The sequence below is a fragment of the Acidovorax sp. ACV01 genome (assembly GCF_014851495.1).
Taxonomy (GTDB): domain Bacteria; phylum Pseudomonadota; class Gammaproteobacteria; order Burkholderiales; family Burkholderiaceae_C; genus Acidovorax; species Acidovorax radicis.
The window spans coordinates 1-18,131 of the sequence record NZ_JACUZT010000012.1 but is presented as its reverse complement, the minus strand read 5'-3'; the positions used below and the strand labels follow the sequence as shown (position 1 = coordinate 18,131).

The following is an 18,131-nucleotide window of genomic DNA, read 5'->3' as shown; positions in this document are numbered from 1 at the left end:
CTTAACGCCAGCCAAAGGCGGACCTTCTGGCCCCGCCCAGCAGGCACCGCACCCGCCACAATCTCGCCATGCACATCCTGCTCATCGAAGACGACCTGGACCTGGGCCGCGCGCTGCAGTCCGCGCTGAAGGTGGAGGGCCTGACCAGCGAATGGCTGCGCCGTGCGGTGGACGCGCCCGCCACGGTGGATGCGACCACCGTGGACTGCGTGCTGCTCGACCTGACGCTGCCCGACGGCAGTGGTTTTGACCTGCTCGCGCGCTGGCGCAGCCAGGGCGGGCACGGCGGGCAGGTGCCCATCATCGTGATCACTGCGCGCTCGGCCGTGGAAGACCGGCTGGCGGGGCTGGATGGCGGGGCGGATGACTTTGTGATCAAGCCTTTTGCCACGGCCGAGCTGATGTCTCGCATCCGCGCCGTGCTGCGCCGCAGCGCACGCCAGGCCAGCGAACGCTGGGTGCTGGGCGAGCTGGTGATCGAGCCGCGCCGCCACGCTGCGCAGCGCGGTGGCGCGGCGCTCGACCTTTCGCCACGCGAATTTCAGCTGCTGTTGGAGCTGGCACGCGAGCCTGGCGTGGTGGTGTCCAAAAGCCTGCTGTCGCAGCGGCTGGACCCACTGGGCGAGCCCGTGGACTTTGGCGCCATCGAAGTGCATGTGTCCAACCTGCGCCGCAAGATCGGGGCGGAGCTGATCCGCACCGTGCGTGGTGTGGGCTACCTGCTGCAGGCATGACCCGCACCATGACGGACCCACGCACGCCGCACACCGCCTGGACAAGGCTGACCGAACCCACGCTGGTACGCCGCAGTGTGGTGTCGGTGGTGCTGGCCTTTGTGCTGGTGTGGGCGGTGCTGCTGGGCTACATCTTCATCACTTACAAACACACCATCACCAATGACCCCGGCCTGCAAAAGTATGGCGACGCCCTGCTGGTATCTCTGCAGGACTTGACCGACCCCGCACACGCCGCAGCGGCCATCGCTTCTACCGAAACCTGGACCTACATCCGCCGTCGCCAGAGCGGCATTTTTCCCGGCAAGACACTGCATGCACTCAGTGATGCAGCCGGCAACCCGGTGTTTGCATCGCCCGAGTTGAAGACCCTGAATCTGCCCCCCAGGCAGCCTCAGGCGGTGGGCGTGATCACCGAAGCCAGCGCACAGGGCTCCGTGTACCGCATCTACACCGGCCACAACGCCCGCTGGGCCTTGCAGGTGTTTGAGCCCAAACGCACGGATGCAGCCTTTCTGGCCTACAACGGGCGCTTCATCCTGCCCTACCTGTTGCTGGCCATGCCTTTTGTGCTGGTGCCCGTGTGGCTGTCGGTGCGCAACGGCCTCAAGCCCCTGCAGCAGTTGGCCAGCCGCATTGCCCGCCGCAACACCGACGACCTGCAGCCCGTGGGCTTCAACGCGCTCCACCGCGAGCTCAAACCCCTGGAGCAGTCGCTGGACACCCTGCTGGCCCGCATGCGCCAGAAGGTCGAGCGCGAACGCGCCTTTGTGCAGGATGCCGCACACGAGATCCGCACACCGCTGGCCGTGATCACGGCCCAGGCCCATGTCATGGCGCGCTCGCAGATCGAAGATGAACGTACACAGGCCCAGGCGCACATGGAGCAGGCCATCGCCCGCACCTCGCACCTGGCGCAGCAGCTGCTGGACCTGGCCGCGCTGGATGAAGCCCAGCGCCCTGCGCCGCGTGACCTTGATGTGGCCCAGTGGCTGCGCGCCGCCCTGGCGCAGGCGGTGCCCCAGGCCATGGCGCGGCAGATCGAGCTGTCGCTGGACGCACCCGACACCCTGCCCACACGGCTGGACCTGCCCGCGCTCGAATCCATCGTGCACAACCTCATCGACAACGCTGTGCGCTACACCACGGCCGGCGGCAATGTGGCCGTGGGCCTGCGGCAAGACGGTGCCCTGCTGCACCTGGTGGTGCAGGACGATGGGCCTGGCATCCCCTTCACCGAACGCAGCCGGGTGTTCGAACGCTTTTACCGGGGCCTTGGCCATGCGGCCAATGGGTCCGGCCTGGGCCTGGCCATCGTGCGGCAGGCGGCCCTGCGCATGGGGGGGCAGGTGCAGATAGGCGAAGGTTTGAACGGCCAGGGCGTGGGATTTTTCGTGAGCATTCCCCTCCCCCACAGCGCCTGATTCCGCCTGTATAGCGCACCCCGTTTTCCCCTGCCGTTTCTTCTCGCTTGTAGGCCCGACTAAGTTCACCCTTGCCTGACCTGCTGCGCCCGCTTTCGTGTGGGCTTTGTGGTGGAAGAAATGGACGGTCTCATCTCCGGATCTGCGACCCCAGAGATCGTTTAAGCCTCAACAAAAACTGCTGAGCTGTTGGAAATAACCGACACCACGGTTTTTCCGGGACATGCAAACTTTGTCCCATGCCAGCAAGCCCTACCTCCAACGCCCGCCCGCTGTGGGACATCTCGCCGCCCGTGCACGCCGGCAGCCCCGTGTTTCCGGGTGATACGGCCTACAGCCAGGCGTGGTGCGCCACCATTGGCCCGGGTTGTCCGGTCAACGTCAGCGCCATCACGCTGTCGCCCCATGTGGGCGCCCATGCCGATGCACCGCTGCACTACGACGCACAGGGCGCCACCATTGGCGATGTATCACTCGATGCCTTCCTCGGCCCGTGCCGCGTGATTCACGCCATCGGCTGTGGCGCGCTGATCACCTGGGATCACATTGCCCACGCTGTCGATGGCACCCTGCCCGCCCGCGTGCTGGTCCGCACCTACGCCCAGGCCCCCGCGCAATGGGACGGCCAGCTCACCGCCTACGCCCCCGACACCATCGAGCGCCTGGCCGACCGGGGCGTGTTGCTGGTGGGCATCGACACCGCCAGCATCGACCCGGCCGACAGCAAGACGCTGGACAGCCACCAGGTCATCCGCCGCCGGGGCCTGCGGGTGCTGGAGAACCTGGTGCTCGACCACGTGCCCGAGGGCGACTACGAGCTGATCGCCCTGCCGCTCAAGCTGACCACGGCGGATGCGTCGCCCGTGCGCGCCGTGCTCAGAGCGTTGTGATGCATTGATTTCAAGCATTTTTTGCCTCTAGCGCTTACCAGACAAGCGCAAGCAGCTATCAAAACAGAAGTAACTGACCTGGACCGCCATGACGACAACCCTCCAAGACTGCCGCGCCCTCGATGCGCAAGACCCGCTCGCCCCGCTACGTGCGCACTTCAGCCTGCCTGCGGGCGTGATCTACCTCGACGGCAACTCGCTGGGCGTGTTGCCCAAGGCTGCTGCGGCGCGCGTGGCCGATGTGGTGGCGCGCGAATGGGGCACCGACCTCATCAAATCCTGGAACACCGCCAGCTGGTTTGATCTGCCCCAGCGCCTGGGCAACCAGCTGGCCCCGCTGATTGGCGCGGGCCAGGACGAAGTGGTGTGCACCGATAGCACGTCCATCAACCTCTACAAGGTGCTCAGCGCGGCGCTGAACATCGCCCGCGAGGACAACCCCACGCGCAAGCGCATCGTGAGCGAGCGCAGCAACTTCCCCACCGACCTCTACATCGCCGAAGGCCTGTGCAAGGAGCGTGGGCTGGAACTGGTGCTGGTAGAACCCGAGGAGATCGCCGCCGCACTGACGAGCGACGTCGCCGTGCTGATGCTCACCCACGTGAACTACCGCACCGGCGCCATGCACGACATGGCGGCCATCACCGCTGCCGCGCACGCCCAGGGCATTTTGTGTGTATGGGATTTGGCGCACAGCGCGGGCGCCGTGCCCGTGGACTTGAACGGCGCAGGCGCTGATTTTTCGATTGGCTGTGGCTACAAGTACCTCAATGGCGGGCCGGGCGCTCCGGCCTTTGTGTGGGTGAATCCACGCCACGCCAATCGCTTCTGGCAACCGCTGTCGGGCTGGTGGGGCCACGCGGCTCCGTTTGCCTTCACCCCCGACTACACACCCGCACCAGGCATCACGCGCTACCTGTGCGGCACCCAGCCCATCATCAGCCTGTCGGCATTGCAGTGCGGGCTGGATGTGTTCACCGCCGCAGAAAACCTGGGCGGCATGGCCGCGCTGCGCACCAAGTCGCTGGCACTCACCGACCTGTTCATAAAGCTCGTGGAAGAGCGCTGCGCAGGCTACGGTCTGGGCCTGGCCACGCCGCGTGACCATGCACAGCGTGGCTCGCAGGTGTGCCTGACGCGCGACGAAGGCGCGGGCGTCAATGGCCAGGGCAGCGGTGCCTACGCCATCGTGCAGGCGCTGATTGCGCGCGGTGTGATTGGAGACTTCCGCAAGGGTGACGGGGGCAAAGGCCCGCACAAGGACATCCTGCGCTTTGGCTTCACGCCGCTGTATATCGGTTTTGAAGACGTGTGGAATGCGGTGGAGCATCTGCGCCAGGTGCTGGAGGCGGCCGAGTGGCAACGCCCCGAGTTCAACCAGACGCACGCAGTGACCTAAGAAGGTGCGAACGAACCCGCCATGCCCGCCTGCTCGGACACGCCGGGTCCCTTCACACCTTTTAAGCAACGGAGACCCAACGATGTGCCCCTTTTCCCAAACAGCCGTCCCCGCTGACGGCAACAACAAGGCATCAACGGCCCTGCCCGAATCCATAGTGCACGAGGAGCGCGCCCAGCTCGACTTCAGCAAGTCCATGAGCTACGGCGACTACCTGCAGCTCGACGCCATCCTCACCGCGCAAAAACCGCTGTCGCCCGCACACGACGAGATGCTGTTCATCGTGCAGCACCAGACCAGCGAGCTGTGGATGAAGCTCATGCTGCACGAGCTGCGCGCGGCCATTGCGCACATTGCCAACGACGAACTGCAGATGGCCTTCAAGATGCTGGCACGCGTCAGCAAGATCATGGAGCAGCTGGTGCACGCCTGGGACGTGCTGGCCACCATGACACCGCCCGAGTACACCGCCATGCGCCCCTACCTGGGCCAGTCCAGCGGGTTTCAAAGCTACCAGTACCGCAGCATCGAGTTTGCCCTGGGCAACAAGAACCGCGCCATGCTCAAGCCCCACGAGCACCGCGCCGACCTGCTGGCCCAGGTGCAGGCCGCGTACGAAGCCCCCTCGCTGTACGACGAGGCCCTGCGCCTGCTGGCCCGCCGCGGCATCCCCGTGCCCGCCAGCCACCTGGAGCGGGACTGGACGCAGCCCTATGCGGAAAGCGACGGCGTGGAGCAGGCCTGGCTGGTGGTGTACCGCAACCCCAAGGAGCACTGGGACCTGTACCAGCTGGGCGAGGAACTCACCGACCTGGAAGACGCGTTCCGCCTGTGGCGCTTTCGGCACGTGACGACGGTGGAGCGCGTGATCGGCTTCAAGCGCGGCACGGGCGGCACCGGCGGCGTGAGCTACCTGCGCAAGATGCTGGACGTGGTGCTGTTCCCCGAGATCTGGAAGCTGCGCACGGACCTCTAAGGGTTTGAACGCCTCTTTCCCATGCCCGCACAACGGGGGACATTGGGCATAAAAAAAGCCACCAGCGCTTTATGTATCAGCGTTGGCAGCTATTATTTTTACAACGCCCTGCCAAATGCAGGGCTCGCCCACCGGCGAAGGAATTGGGGATTACTGCACGCCCGCCACCATCATGGGGCGGTTGCTGCGGCACCAGATCGGTGCCAGGTGACCAATCTGAATGGTCAGCTCGTTGCCCTTGCCCAGCACCGTCGTTGGGCCGTTGCTGAAGGCATAGCCCGTTTCAGCGGCCTGCTTGGGCAGGTCTACCGTCCAGCCGCTGCGCCGCAGCACGCTGCGCCCCTGATCGGGGTAGAACTGCATTTCCACCTTTTCGCCATTGCCACACGCAAACTGCATGCTGCTGCGGTCTGTCGGCTCGGAGAAAGCCTGCAGTGCAGGGGGTTGGCTTGCACATCCCGTCAGCATGAGGGTCACCAGCGCACCCGAACCCAGCGAAACCATCTTCTTCATCGGTCACTCCTGACATCGCGGTGGCCTTGGCGGCACACCCGAAAACCTTGCAACATCCAACACCTTGGGGCCACCGGCCACACAGGCCCCTGGTTGCCACCAAGCACAAACCTTGCCACTACCACCTGCCTGCGCCGCCTTTGTGAAAACACCGAGCTGTGCGCATCTGTCCAGACTGCTTGCGAGAGACCGAAACCACCGACTTCAGAACTTTCCCAACACCCGGCGAGGCGTGTCCACAAGAGTGCCCCAGGGCCCCTGCCCCGTCATTGGGGTGATCCCCACGTCGAGAGCCTCCTCTAAAGTCTGCCCCCGGCCTGTGGCGCCTCCATGACGGTGCAAAAAGCCCTTTGACCTGCGCCTATTGGGAATACAGGCCAGCACAATCCGCCGCACAACTGCTGGATTGCAAGCAGTTGTTGCAAAGAAAGCCCCCCGCAGGGGGGCGTGGTGCGCGGCCCGCAATGGATCAGGACATACCCTAGGAAGTGGCTGCGGGGACCCATAACCGGCCTTGAACACGGGTTGGAGACGATCCGGGCGCCGGATGTGAAGCCGCGCGTTCAACAGCCACCCGCACCGGCGACAGCGCCCGTCCCGATCTGCAGGTACCCTCGCTGGAGAGAGCGTCCCCGGCACATGGCCCGGGAGCCGCTGTTTCTGGAGCCCCCACTTGCCAGCGCCCCCTTCCCCTTTCGCACCACCGCTTCTGCCTGCGCGCACCGCGTGGGTCATGCTGCTCGCGCTGGTCTCCGGCTTTGGCCTGAGCCAGGCGTTTCGCACCATCACGGCGATCATGGCGACCGGGTTGCAGGCGGAGTTCGGCCTGTCGGCGCAGGCGCTGGGCGTGTTTGCAGGCGCGTTTGCGTTTGCCTTCGGCACCATGCAGCTGTTCATGGGCATCGGTATCGACCTGTACGGCGTGCGGCGCACGCTGCTGGCGGCGTTTCCGCTGGCGATTGCGGGCTCGGTACTGTCGGCGCTGGCGCCCGGCTATGGCGGGGTGCTGCTGGGGCAGGTGTTGATCGGCGTGGGCTGCGCGCCCGCATTTTTGGTGTGCACGGTGTTCATCGCGCGCTACTTTCCCGCCAGCCGGTTTGCGATGGTGTCGGGGGTGGCCATGGGCGTGGGCGGGCTCGGCATGCTGTTCACGGGCACGCCGCTGGCCTGGCTGGTGCAGCTGTCGTCCTGGCGCATGGGCTTTGCCGTGCTGGCTGGCCTGGCCGCGCTGGCGTGGCTGCTGATTTTCTGGAAGGTGCACGAGCCCCCGCAACCGACGCACAACGCCCCTCCGCGCGAATCGGTGCTGCAGGCGGTGCGGGGGTTTGGCGCGCTGTTTTTGCTGCCGCACACCGCCGGCATCATGCTGCTGGCGCTGACGACGTATGCCTCCTTCCTCACGCTGCGCGGGCTGTGGCTGGGGCCCCTGTTGATCGAGCGGCACGGCTATTCGCTGGTGGCCAGCGGCAACGTGGCCATGCTGTCATCGCTGGTGTCACTGTTCAGCCCAGCCTTCTTCGGCCGCCTGGACCCGGGGCCCACACGGCGCAGGCGCTGGATCACGGGCTTTACCGTGCTGCTGGCCGCCCTGTTCGCGGCCATCGGTTTCTTGCACCGGGAGTGGCTGGACGTGGGCGGCGCCATCGCCGTGGGCCTGCTGTCGGGCTACATGGTGCTGCAGTATTCGGACGTGCGCTCGGCCTATGCCCCCGCCGTCACAGGGCGTGCCATGGCGGTGTTCACCATGGCCCTGTTCCTCGGGGTGGCGCTGATGCAGTGGGTGACCGGCGTGGCCGCGTCCATCGCCGCCGCGCAGGGTGCCGACCCGTATGTGGCGGTGATGCTGACCATTGCCGCCATGCTGGCGGCCGGCGCTCTGGCGTTCAGGTGCCTGCCAGCGCCTGCGCGCTGATCTTGGGAGCCTGCGGGGCATCCGCCACACGCCACCACTGCAGCACGCCAAACAGCAGCTCAAACAGCGTGAACCCCAGCACGATGGCATTGGCGCCGTGGGCCACGGCATAGATCTGCCAGGCCGAAAACAGAACCCGGGCCACGCCATCCAGCCGCCCCAACAACACGGTGGGCGCAGCGATACGTGCGATAGACCACACCACGACCACCGAGCCCAGCAGATTGGCCAGCAGCATGTGGGTGGTATCCAGCGGATGCAGGGTGCCTGGCAGGCCCAGCTGGGCGGCCAACAGGCCCAGCTGGGCATACAGCCAGGCAAAGGTCCATGGCAGCGCAAACGGCCAGGTCACCAGCAGGTCGTACCAGCCGCTGGCACGCACGATGCGCAGGTAGCGCGGAGGAGAAATTGAAGAAAGGAACATGGGGATCAACGTTGGGATGAATGAAGCCCCGAGGTTCAGCCCTGAAGTACGCTTCAGGGTCAAGCCACTTTCAGGGGTGGCATTTGTTTTCACGCCACAAGGACATCCCCATGCTGATTGGTGAACTCGCCTCCACCTCCGGCCTGAGCCGCGAAGCCCTGCGCTTTTATGAGCAGCAGGGCCTCATCCGTTCACGGCGCCTGGCCAACGGCTACCGTGACTACCCGGCCGAAACGGCGATGCTGGTGCAGTACATCCGCACCGCACAGCAGCTGGGCTTTACGCTGGCGGAAATTGGCGACCGGCTGCCCGCCATCTGGGACGCCGCCGACCCAGGCCCTGCGCTGGCCCAGGTGCTGGCGGTCAAATTGCAGGAGATCGACACACGCATCGCCGCGCTCCAAGCCCTGCGCCAGACACTGGCCGAGCGTGTGGCTACCGATTGCCCGCTGCGTGGGGCCACGGTCGCCTGAAGGGCGCAGCAGCTCCATCACCCGGGGTTGTCACCAAAATTTGCCAAAAAACAGGCCCTGGCGCTTATCCATCAAGCGCTAATAGCTATATTTTTAATAGCAATAAGTCCTTGCAATGAACTGGAACTTGGCCCCTGGGCGTCCAGCAGGCCTGCATCCACGCATAGCGCTGCCATCACCGTCCATACCGGCTCAAGCGGCAGATGCGGCCACCGAGTGCAGTAGCACGGGGTTGTTGCCGTAGGCGTCCACACTCTCGATCTGCACGCCAAAGCCCCACAGGCGGGCCACATGCCGCAGCACCTCCTGTGTGTCGTCGGCCAGCGGGCGGCCCTGGTACTGGGTGTGGCGCAGGGTCAGGCTGCGGTCGCCGCGCAGGTTCACGTTCCAGACCTGGATGTTGGGCTCGCGCGTGCCCAGGTCATATTGCTGCGACAGGATCTGGCGCAGGCTGCGGTAGCCGTTCTCGTCGTGGATCTCGCTGACCACCAGCTCGCTCTGGCTGGTGTCGTCGTGCAGGGCAAACAGGCGCATCTCGCGCATCAGGTGCGGGCTGAGGTACTGGCCGATGAAGCTCTCGTCCTTGAAGTTGCGCATGGCATGGTCGAGTGCGGGCAGCCAGGGCGTGCCCGCGATGTCGGGGAACCAGCGCCGGTCCTCCGGGGTGGGGTTCTGGCAGACGCGCTGGATGTCGCGGTACATGGCAAAACCCAGCGCGTAGGGGTTGATGCCGCTGTAGGCGCGGTGGCCCACGGGGGGCTGGAAGATGACGTTGGTGTGTGAGCCCAGCCACTCGATCATCAGGCCGTCGCTGAGGTGGCCCTCGTCGTACAGCGTAGTGAGCAAGGTGTAGTGCCAGAAGGTGGCCCAGCCCTCGTTCATGACCTGGCTTTGACGCTGCGGGTAGAAATACTGCGCGATCTTGCGCACGATGCGTACGATCTCGCGCTGCCAGGGCTCCAGCAGTGGCGCGTTCTTCTCGATGAAGTACAGGATGTTTTCCTGCGGCTCCTTCGGAAAGCGGTTGTGCTCCTGCGCCGTGCCATCCTTGCCGGGGCGCGTGGGCAGGGTGCGCCAGAGTTCGTTCACCTGCTGCTGGGCGTAGGCCTCGCGCTGCTCGCGCTCCAGGCGCTCGCGCGTCAGGTTCTTCTTGGAGGGACGGCGATAGCGGTCCACGCCAAAGTTGGCCAGCGCGTGGCAAGAATCCACGAGTTGCTCCACTTCGTCAAAGCCGTAGCGTTCTTCGCACTGGGCGACGTAGTCCTTGGCGTACACGAGGTAGTCGATGATGGAGGAAGCATCTGTCCACATGCGGAACAGGTAGTTGCCCTTGAAGAAACTGTTGTGCCCATAGGCGGCATGGGCAATCACCAGCGCCTGCATGGCGGTGGTGTTCTCCTCCATCAGGTAGCTGATGCAGGGGTTGGAGTTGATGACGATCTCGTAGGCCAGCCCCATGTGCCCGCGCCGGTAGCGCCGCTCGGTGGCCAGAAACTCCTTGCCGTAGCTCCAGTGGCGGTAGTTCACCGGCATGCCCACGCTGGAATAGGCATCCATCATCTGCTCGGCGGTGATGACCTCCAGCTGGTTGGGGTAGGTATCGAGGCCAAAACGCTCGGCGGTGGCGGCGATCGCGGCGTGGTAGCGGTCGATCAGCTCGAACGTCCAGTCGCTCGGATCGGGCAGCGGCTGTGCGGGCCGCTCCCCGGCAGGCAGAAGCTGCTCTGGCGCGGCACGGTGGCGGCGCTCGCCCACGGCGGCGGCCTTCCACGGGTTGTCGCGCAAGCGGCGCTCCAGCACCGGATACTGGGTCATGTTCATACCTGCACCCCCTCTTTCTTGAAGAGGTCGCGGAACACGGGGTAGATGTCGCCCGGCTCGGACACCTTGCGCATGGCGAAGTGTGAGAACAGCGGCAGCAACTGGCTGTATTCCTCCCACAGGTTCTGCTCTACCTCAGTCACCTGCACATAGGCAAAGTAGCGCACCAGCGGCAGGATCCGGTCTACCAGCAGGTTGCGGCAATTGCCGCTGTCATTGGGGAAATTGTCGCCATCGCTGGCCTGGGCGACATAGACGTTCCAGTCACCTTGCGGGTAGCGCGCGCGAATGATCTGGTCGAGCAGCACCAGCGCGCTGCTGACCACCGTGCCGCCACTTTCGGTGGAGTGGAAGAACTGATCCTCGCTCACCTCGGCGGCCTGGGTGTGGTGGCGGATGAAGACGATGTCGATCTTTTCGTAGTGCCGCGTGAGGAACAGGTAGAGCAGGATGAAGAAGCGCTTGGCCAGCTCCTTGCGCCCCTCGTCCATGGAGCCCGAGACATCCATCACGCAGAACATCACCGCCTGGCTGTTGGGCACGGGCACCTGGACACGGGCCCGAAAGCGCAAATCGATGGGGTCCAGGTACGGGATCCGGCCGATGCGCGCCGCAAGCCCGTCGATGCGGCGCTGCAGCTCGGCCACCACCTCGCTGGTGCCGTCGTCCTGTGCCAGCAGGGCGTCGAGCTGCAGCTGCAGCGCCATCAGCTCACGGTGTGACGCCTTGCCCAGGGCGATGCGCCGCCCCAGGGCCCCGCGCATGGTGCGCAGCACTGCCAGGTTGTTGGGAATTCCGTCCTGGCTATAGCCGGCGCGGCGCGACTTCCACTGCGGGTTCTCGCCGATGTGCGTGCGCAGCAGGCGCGGCAGCGCGAGGTCCTCGAAGAAGATCTGCATGAACTCTTCCTTGGTCAGCGTGAAGGTGAAGTCGTCCTCGCCCTCCCCGCTGTCGCTGGCCTGCGAGCCGCGCCCGTTGCCCCCCTTGGGCCGCTCGATGCGGTCGCCGCGCACATGGTCGGCATTGCCGGGGTGCACCACGTCGCGGATGCCGCCCTGCCCATGGTGGAACACCGGCTCGCCGATGTCCTTCCTGGGAATGGTGATGCTCTCGGCCTGCTCGATGTCGCGGATGCTGCGCTGCGACACCGCACGGCGCACACTGTCCGCAATCTGCTCCTTGAAGCGGCGGACAAACCGTTCGCGGTTACCCACAGATTTGTTCTTGCCTGCGAGCCTGCGGTCGATGATTTGCAGTGCCATCCCCTTGCTCCCCTGCGTGGACCAGCGCCCCGGTGGGATGCGCTGGCAAAAACCTTCAAGAGCTTTGTTGGCCGCTGCGCTAGCTGCTCTTGCGAACGCGCAAATACCACTCACACAGCAACCGCACCTGTTTCGGGGTGTAGCCCTTGTTCACCATGCGGGTGACGAAATCTTCGTGCTTGCGCGCCTCCTCGGCGCTGGCTTTGGCATTGAAGCTGACCACGGGCAGCAGCTCTTCGGTGTTCGAGAACATCTTCTTCTCGATCACCAGGCGCAGCTTCTCGTAGCTGGTCCAGCTGGGGTTCTTGCCCTGGTTGTTGGCACGCGCGCGCAGCACGAAGTTGACGATCTCGTTGCGGAAATCCTTGGGGTTGGCAATGCCTGCGGGCTTCTCGATCTTCTCCAGCTCGGCATTGAGCGCGCTGCGGTCGAACACCTCGCCGGTGTCGGTGTCGCGGTACTCGTTGTCCTGGATCCAGTAGTCGGCGTAGGTGACGTAGCGGTCGAAGATGTTCTGCCCGTATTCACTGTAGCTCTCCAGGTACGCCGTCTGGATCTCCTTGCCAATGAACTCGGCATAACGCGGCGAGAGGAACTCCTTGATGTAGCTGGTGTACTTGGTTTCCAGCTCAGCCGGGAACTGCTCACGCTCGATCTGCTGCTCCAGCACATACATCAGGTGCACTGGGTTGGCCGCCACCTCGGCGCTGTCAAAGTTGAACACCTTGGACAGGATCTTGAACGCAAAGCGCGTGGAGATGCCGTTCATGCCCTCGTCCACACCGCCGTAATCGCGGTACTCCTGGTAGCTCTTGGCGCGCGGGTCGGTGTCCTTCAAGCTCTCGCCGTCGTACACCTGCATCTTGCTGAAGATGCTGGAGTTCTCGGGTTCCTTCAGGCGCGTGAGCACCGAGAACTGGGCCATCATCTTCAGCGTGCCGGGGGCGCACTTGGCGGCACCCAGCGAGGATTCGCGGATCAGCTTCTCGTAGATGCGGGTCTCCTCGCTCACGCGCAGGCAGTACGGCACCTTGACGATGTAGATGCGGTCGAGGAAAGCCTCATTGTTCTTGTTGTTGCGAAACGCCTTCCACTCGCTCTCGTTGCTGTGGGCCAGCACCACGCCGTCAAACGGGATGGCACCAAAACCCTCCGTGCCCTTGTAATTGCCTTCCTGCGTGGCAGTGAGCAGCGGATGCAGCACCTTGATGGGCGCCTTGAACATCTCGACGAATTCGAGCAGGCCCTGGTTGGCCAAGCACAGGCCGCCGCTGTAGCTGTAGGCGTCGGTGTCGTCCTGCGCAAAGGTCTCCAGCTTGCGGATGTCCACCTTGCCCACCAGGCTGGAGATGTCCTGGTTGTTCTCATCGCCCGGCTCGGTCTTGGCGATGCCCACCTGCTTCAAGATGCTGGGGTAGCGCTTGACCACCCGGAACTGGCGGATGTCACCGCCGAACTCCTCCAGCCGCTTGACCGCCCAGGGCGAAAGCACATGCTGCAGGTAGCGCCGGGGAATGCCAAACTGCTCTTCGAGCACCGGGCTATCCTCCACCGCATCAAACAGGCCCAGCGGCGACTCGTTCACCGGCGAGCCCTTGAGCGCATAGAACGGCACCTTCTGCATCAGGTACTTGAGCCGCTCGGCCACCGAACTCTTGCCCCCGCCCACGGGGCCCAGCAGGTAAAGGATCTGCTTGCGCTCCTCCAGACCCTGCGCGGCATGGCGGAAAAAGCTCACCACCTGCTCGATGGAATCTTCCATGCCGTAGAACTCGGTGAACGTGGGGTAGCGCTTGATCACCTTGTTGGCAAAGAGGCGAGAAAGGTGGGGGTCGTTGCGCGTATCCACCATCTCGGGCTCGCCGATGGCGGCCAGCATGCGCTGGGCTGCCGTGGCGTAGACCATGGGATCACGCTTGCACTCGGCGAGGTACTCGTCAATCGACATTTCCTCTTCGCGGCTGCGGGCATAGCGCGCGGTGAAACTGCTGATGGCATCCATACGACCTCCTGTGGCGGCACCCCCGGCGGGCTCGGGTGGTGCCACGGTGTTGCAGTGGGAATCGCTACCGGCTTAGCCCTTTGTAGCACCACGCCCCGCCATTGAACAGGGTATTTGTCCATGCAAACAACGCTTTTTCGCAGCATGCACGCACAAGGATAGAGCACGGCACACGGCGCAAAGTTCACCACACACCGGGTTTCCAAGGCACCTTGCCAATGAGGCCCTGGCACAACAGCCCGCTGGACGCGAGAGCCCGGCCATCCAGCGTGAGAAGCTACCAAATAAAGAGCATCACAGCGAACTGGCGCTCGACCCGTCGCCCCGGTACAGCCAGGGCACATCCAGCACCCTTTCACCCAGCAGCCGCAGCGAAAGGTCTCGCCCCCAGCGCATGGGCCCCGTGGCATGAAAGATGCGGCCGTTGCGGGTGGAGCGGGCCTGCACACGCGCATTGCGCTGCCAGCGGTTGAGGGCGTAACGGGTGAGTCGCAGGGGCACGTCCAGGTCGTGCATGGCGAGCGCACGTTGCAGCTCGGCAGCGTCTTCAATGGCCATGCCCGCACCCTGGGCCAGATAGGGGCGCATGGGGTGGGCGGCATCGCCCAGCAGCCCCACCAGGCCTTGGGCCATCTCGCCCGCATGTTGCACCGGCGGGCGGTCACACAACGGCCACAGCCGCCAGCCGGGGCCACCCGCGGTGCTGACGCTGCGCACCACGTCCTGCAGCGCGGTGCAGGTGCCCTGCAGGGCGTGGTCAAGGCCTGCCGCGTTGGCTGCATGGTCCCAGCTTTCCAGATCCTGCGGCGCGGGGCCCTGCACGATGACAACGATGTTCTGCAGCTCGCCCCGGCGCACAGGGTACTGCACGGCATGCAGGCGCGGGCCGAGCCAGGCGGTGACCTGGCCGGTGCGTAGAGCATCGGGCAGCGCATGCTGTGGCACCAGCGCGCGGTAGGCCAGGTGCCCAGTCACGCGGGGCGGCACGGCGCCCAGCAGCTGGTTGCGGGTGCGGCTCCACAGGCCATCGGCGCCAATGAGCGCATCCCCTTCCACCTCTTTGCCCCGGCTGGTGCGCACGGTAACAACCCCATCGCCGTCAACAAAGCCGTCAATGGCGTGCTCCAGATGCAATTGCGTGTCGGTGTATTTGGTAACAGCGGCCAGCAGCAGTCCATGCAGGTCGGCGCGGTGGATGGTGGCGTAGGCCGCGCCATAGCGCTGCACCGCCGTGGGGCCCAGCGGCAGCACGGCCAGTTCCTTGCCACTGACGGCGTTGCGCACCTGCAAGCGGCTGGGGAACGCGGCCACAGCCTGCAACGGCTGCTGCAGGCCCCAGGCCTGCAGGCGGCGCACCACGTTCGGCCCGATCTGCACGCCAGCGCCCACTTCGCTGAACGCTGCCGCGCGCTCGTACAGCCGCACATCCCATCCCGCGCGCGATGCGCCCAACGCCGCCGCCAGCCCGCCGATGCCACCACCTGCCACCAGAACCTGTTTCTTCATGCGCCCATTGTCGCGCCTGCGTGGCGTAGCGGCTTTGTCACAACGCAGGCCGCAGCGCTCGCTCCAGAATCTCCGGAGGCATGGGTCGGCCGAACAGGTAGCCCTGGAACGCCTGACAGCCATGGCGCTGCAGGAATTCAAGCTGCCCCGTCGTCTCCACGCCTTCGGCCACCACAGCCAGGTCCAGACTGTGCGCCAGCGCAAGGATGGTGCGCACGATGGCCGCGTCGTTGGGGTCGGTCTGCAGGTCGCGCACAAAACTCTGGTCGATCTTGAGCTGGTCCAGCGGCAAGCGCTTCAAGTAGCTCAGCGACGAATAGCCGGTGCCAAAGTCGTCCAGCGAGAAGCCCACGCCATAGCGCCGCAGGTATTCCATGCGCGAGATCACATCCTCCACATCGGCCAGCAACAGGCTTTCGGTCAGTTCCAGCTTCAGGCGCTCGGGGTTGGCTCCGCTGGCCTGCAGGGCACCCAGCACCTGCTCCACAAAATCGGGCTGGCGAAACTGCCGCACACTCACATTCACCGACAGGAAAAACTGCCTTGTGAGCGAGCTGCGGGACCACACCACCAGTTGCTCGCAGGCGGCCTGCAGCACCCACTGCCCCAGCGGCAGAATGAGACCCGTCTGCTCGGCCAGCGGGATGAATTCGGCCGGCGACACCAGGCCACGCCGGGGGTGCTTCCAGCGCACCAGCGCCTCGGCCCCCAGCAAGCGGCCCTTGCCGTCCACGATGGGCTGGTAGTACAGCGCCAGCTCCTTGTCTTGCAAGCCCCGGCGCAGGTCGGCCTCGAGGGCCGATCGGTTGCTGACGGCGGCCTGCATGTCGGGATCGAAAAAGCGCTGGGTGTTGCGACCTGCCGCCTTGGCCTGGTACATGGCCAGGTCGGCATGTTTGAGCAGTTCGTCCACGCTGACGGTCTGCTGGCCAAACAGCGCAATGCCGATGCTCGGCGTGCTGTGGTGTCCCGTCTCACCCAGCGCATAGGGCTTGCCCAGCGTGGTGGCGATGTGGCTGGCCACCAGCGCGGCCTCGGCGCTGGCGTGGGGGCCATCCGCACTCAGGCCTTCCACCAGCACCACGAATTCATCCCCGCCGAAGCGGGCCACGGTGTCGGCCTCACGCACGCAGGCCTTCAGGCGCTGGGCCACCTGCACCAGAAGCTGGTCGCCGGTGTCGTGGCCCAGGGTGTCGTTGAGGTCCTTGAAGTTGTCGAGATCGATGAACAACAAGGCCCCTTGCGCTCCTGAACGCACCACAGCAGCCGTGGCGCGCTGCAGCCGGTCCACCAGCAGGCGGCGGTTGGGCAAGCCGGTGAGTACGTCGTAGAACGCCAGCTGCTCAATCTGGCTTTCCACCCGCTTGCGTTCGGTGATGTCGCGGCCTACGCCCCGGTAGCCCCACAGGGCGCCCTGCGCGTCAAACACGGGTACGCCACTGACCGAGATCCAGTGCATGCTGCCATCCGGCCGCTGGCGCTGCAGTTCCAGATCGCGAAACGGCTGATGGGTCTGCAACACCGCACGGTGTGCCGCCCAGTCGGCCTCGGTCATGTTGAGCGCGCCGATCTCCCAGCGCGTGCGGCCCATCACGGTCGACAGCGGGATGCCGTTGACGCTCAGATCGCCCGCAAGCTGCACGAACCGGCCTTCTGCATCATGCTCCCAGTACCAGTCGGACGACAGATCGCTCAGCGAGCGAAAGCGCGCCTCGCTTTCGCGCAGCTCATTCTCCACACGCACATAGTCGCTCACGTCGGCAAAGGTGCGCACCAGGCCACCATCGGGCAGGTCGGTGGTACGCACCTCGAACGTGCGGCCATCGCGCGTGGTGCGCCAGTACACAGTCGGTGCGGGGGCCACGGCGCCACCCGCCACGTAGTCGTGCCCGCGCCGGTCTACCAGGCGATGGCCTTCGCCAAAATCTCCACGCTCCGCCTGGACGCGCGTCAGGTCGGCCAGTGTGGGCCGCGTGGCCATCAACGATTCGGGCAGGTTGAGCAGCTCCAGCACGCGCTGGTTGTAGACGGTGATGCTGCCGTCCGCCGCTGTCTTGAAGATGCCCTGGCTCATGCTGGCCAAAGTGGCCTGCAGGGCCGTGCGCTGCTCCTGCAGCAGGGTCAGCGCCTCTTGCCAGACGCGGGCGTCCACCATGCGCCCGGGCTGGCTCCGCCCCTGTGCGCCTTGCAGCAGCACGGCCAGCCGGTGCAGCAGCTCGACCAGGTGGGCCACCCCGTCGGCCTCGCGCACCATGTAGTCCCCCAGCCCGCAACGGAACGCGCGTGCAGCCAGCGCCTCCTGGTGGGCATCGATGCACATCAGCACCGGGCGGCCCGCGCACAGCTCCAGCACGCCGGGCAAGTCCTGCACCGAAGGCTTGAGGCACAGCACCACGGCATCCCAAGCCTGCGACGCAAGCGGCGCACGGGCCGCCTCGGGCGTGGGGCTGTTCACCACACGCCAGTCCGGGTAGCGCGCTGAGATAAGGTGCCGCGCCGATGCCGCGTGCTGCGTATCGCCGTCGACCCAGAGAATGCCGGGGCCGGTCATGGCTTGCGCCCTTCAGGAAGGGCCACCGCAGGCTGTGCGAACAGGCCCAGCTGGTGCTCGCGCGCAAACACGTCGATAGGCACCGGCCGGCCAAAAAGAAACCCCTGAAACCCCTCACACCCATGCAGCCTCAGAAAACTCAGCTGCCCCGTCGTCTCCACCCCCTCGGCCACCACCTCCAGGTCCAGGCTCTTGGCCAGCGCCAGGATCGTCCTCACGATCGCCGCGTCGTTCGGGTCCGACA

General features: G+C 65.4%; 15 protein-coding genes. 7 read left to right on the top strand and 8 right to left on the bottom strand.

The window, feature by feature from the left end; translation table 11 throughout:
* Positions 1-68 precede the first annotated feature (68 nt).
* The 5 genes from IB243_RS25200 (at position 69) to kynA (ending at position 5,423) form a co-directional block, all read left to right on the top strand.
* The gene (locus IB243_RS25200) at positions 69-734 is read left to right on the top strand and encodes a response regulator transcription factor (RefSeq protein ID WP_010459185.1); all 666 of its coding nucleotides are present in this window, start codon (positions 69-71) and stop codon (positions 732-734) included.
* Positions 735-742: 8 nt separating this feature from the next.
* A complete protein-coding gene (locus IB243_RS25195; RefSeq protein WP_225585344.1) occupies positions 743-2,158 on the top strand; it encodes a HAMP domain-containing sensor histidine kinase in 1,416 nt (471 codons plus the stop codon).
* Between the two features lie 239 nt (positions 2,159-2,397).
* Positions 2,398-3,048 carry an arylformamidase gene (gene kynB / locus IB243_RS25190; protein WP_192429887.1) on the top strand — a complete coding sequence of 217 codons (651 nt, stop codon included), beginning with the start codon at positions 2,398-2,400 and terminating at the stop codon, positions 3,046-3,048.
* An 88-nt stretch (positions 3,049-3,136) separates the two neighbouring features.
* The gene (gene kynU / locus IB243_RS25185; RefSeq protein ID WP_192429886.1) at positions 3,137-4,447 is read left to right on the top strand and encodes a kynureninase; all 1,311 of its coding nucleotides are present in this window, start codon (positions 3,137-3,139) and stop codon (positions 4,445-4,447) included.
* An 82-nt stretch (positions 4,448-4,529) separates the two neighbouring features.
* Positions 4,530-5,423, top strand: coding sequence for a tryptophan 2,3-dioxygenase (gene kynA / locus IB243_RS25180; protein WP_192429885.1), 894 nt, complete (start codon positions 4,530-4,532; stop codon positions 5,421-5,423).
* A 150-nt stretch (positions 5,424-5,573) separates the two neighbouring features.
* Here the strand turns inward: kynA and IB243_RS25175 are convergent, their stop codons facing one another.
* Positions 5,574-5,936, bottom strand: coding sequence for an MliC family protein (locus IB243_RS25175; RefSeq protein ID WP_010459175.1), 363 nt, complete (start codon positions 5,934-5,936; stop codon positions 5,574-5,576).
* A 733-nt stretch (positions 5,937-6,669) separates the two neighbouring features.
* Between IB243_RS25175 and IB243_RS25170 the strand changes: the two genes are divergently transcribed.
* Entirely contained in the window at positions 6,670-7,848 is a 1,179-nt protein-coding gene (locus IB243_RS25170) for a nitrate/nitrite transporter (RefSeq protein ID WP_192429884.1), read from the top strand.
* On the opposite strand, the gene IB243_RS25165 is transcribed toward IB243_RS25170, so the two are convergent.
* Positions 7,820-8,272, bottom strand: coding sequence for a hypothetical protein (locus tag IB243_RS25165; protein ID WP_192429883.1), 453 nt, complete (start codon positions 8,270-8,272; stop codon positions 7,820-7,822). The two genes, IB243_RS25170 and IB243_RS25165, sit on opposite strands and share 29 nt — an antisense overlap.
* Positions 8,273-8,382: 110 nt before the next feature.
* Between IB243_RS25165 and IB243_RS25160 the strand changes: the two genes are divergently transcribed.
* Positions 8,383-8,745: a MerR family DNA-binding protein gene (locus tag IB243_RS25160; protein WP_057225561.1), complete on the top strand. Its 363-nt coding sequence runs from the start codon at positions 8,383-8,385 to the stop codon at positions 8,743-8,745.
* A gap of 192 nt (positions 8,746-8,937) precedes the next feature.
* Here IB243_RS25160 and IB243_RS25155 read toward each other — a convergent pair whose 3' ends face one another.
* The 6 genes from IB243_RS25155 to IB243_RS25130 form a co-directional block, all read right to left on the bottom strand.
* The gene (locus IB243_RS25155) at positions 8,938-10,566 is read right to left on the bottom strand and encodes a SpoVR family protein (RefSeq protein WP_010459167.1); all 1,629 of its coding nucleotides are present in this window, start codon (positions 10,564-10,566) and stop codon (positions 8,938-8,940) included.
* Positions 10,563-11,828 (bottom strand): YeaH/YhbH family protein, encoded by a 1,266-nt coding sequence (locus IB243_RS25150; protein WP_192429882.1) that lies wholly within the window; start codon positions 11,826-11,828, stop codon positions 10,563-10,565. The genes IB243_RS25155 and IB243_RS25150 overlap by 4 nt, the downstream gene beginning before the upstream one ends.
* A 79-nt stretch (positions 11,829-11,907) precedes the next feature.
* Positions 11,908-13,830, bottom strand: coding sequence for a PrkA family serine protein kinase (locus IB243_RS25145; protein WP_192429881.1), 1,923 nt, complete (start codon positions 13,828-13,830; stop codon positions 11,908-11,910).
* A gap of 294 nt (positions 13,831-14,124) precedes the next feature.
* Positions 14,125-15,336: an FAD-dependent monooxygenase gene (locus IB243_RS25140; protein WP_192429880.1), complete on the bottom strand. Its 1,212-nt coding sequence runs from the start codon at positions 15,334-15,336 to the stop codon at positions 14,125-14,127.
* Positions 15,337-15,373: 37 nt separating this feature from the next.
* Positions 15,374-17,887, bottom strand: coding sequence for a bifunctional diguanylate cyclase/phosphodiesterase (locus IB243_RS25135; RefSeq protein WP_192429879.1), 2,514 nt, complete (start codon positions 17,885-17,887; stop codon positions 15,374-15,376).
* Positions 17,884-18,131: EAL domain-containing protein (locus tag IB243_RS25130; RefSeq protein WP_192429878.1), on the bottom strand; the 248-nt coding region annotated here is incomplete at its 5' end. The genes IB243_RS25135 and IB243_RS25130, both read right to left, overlap by 4 nt.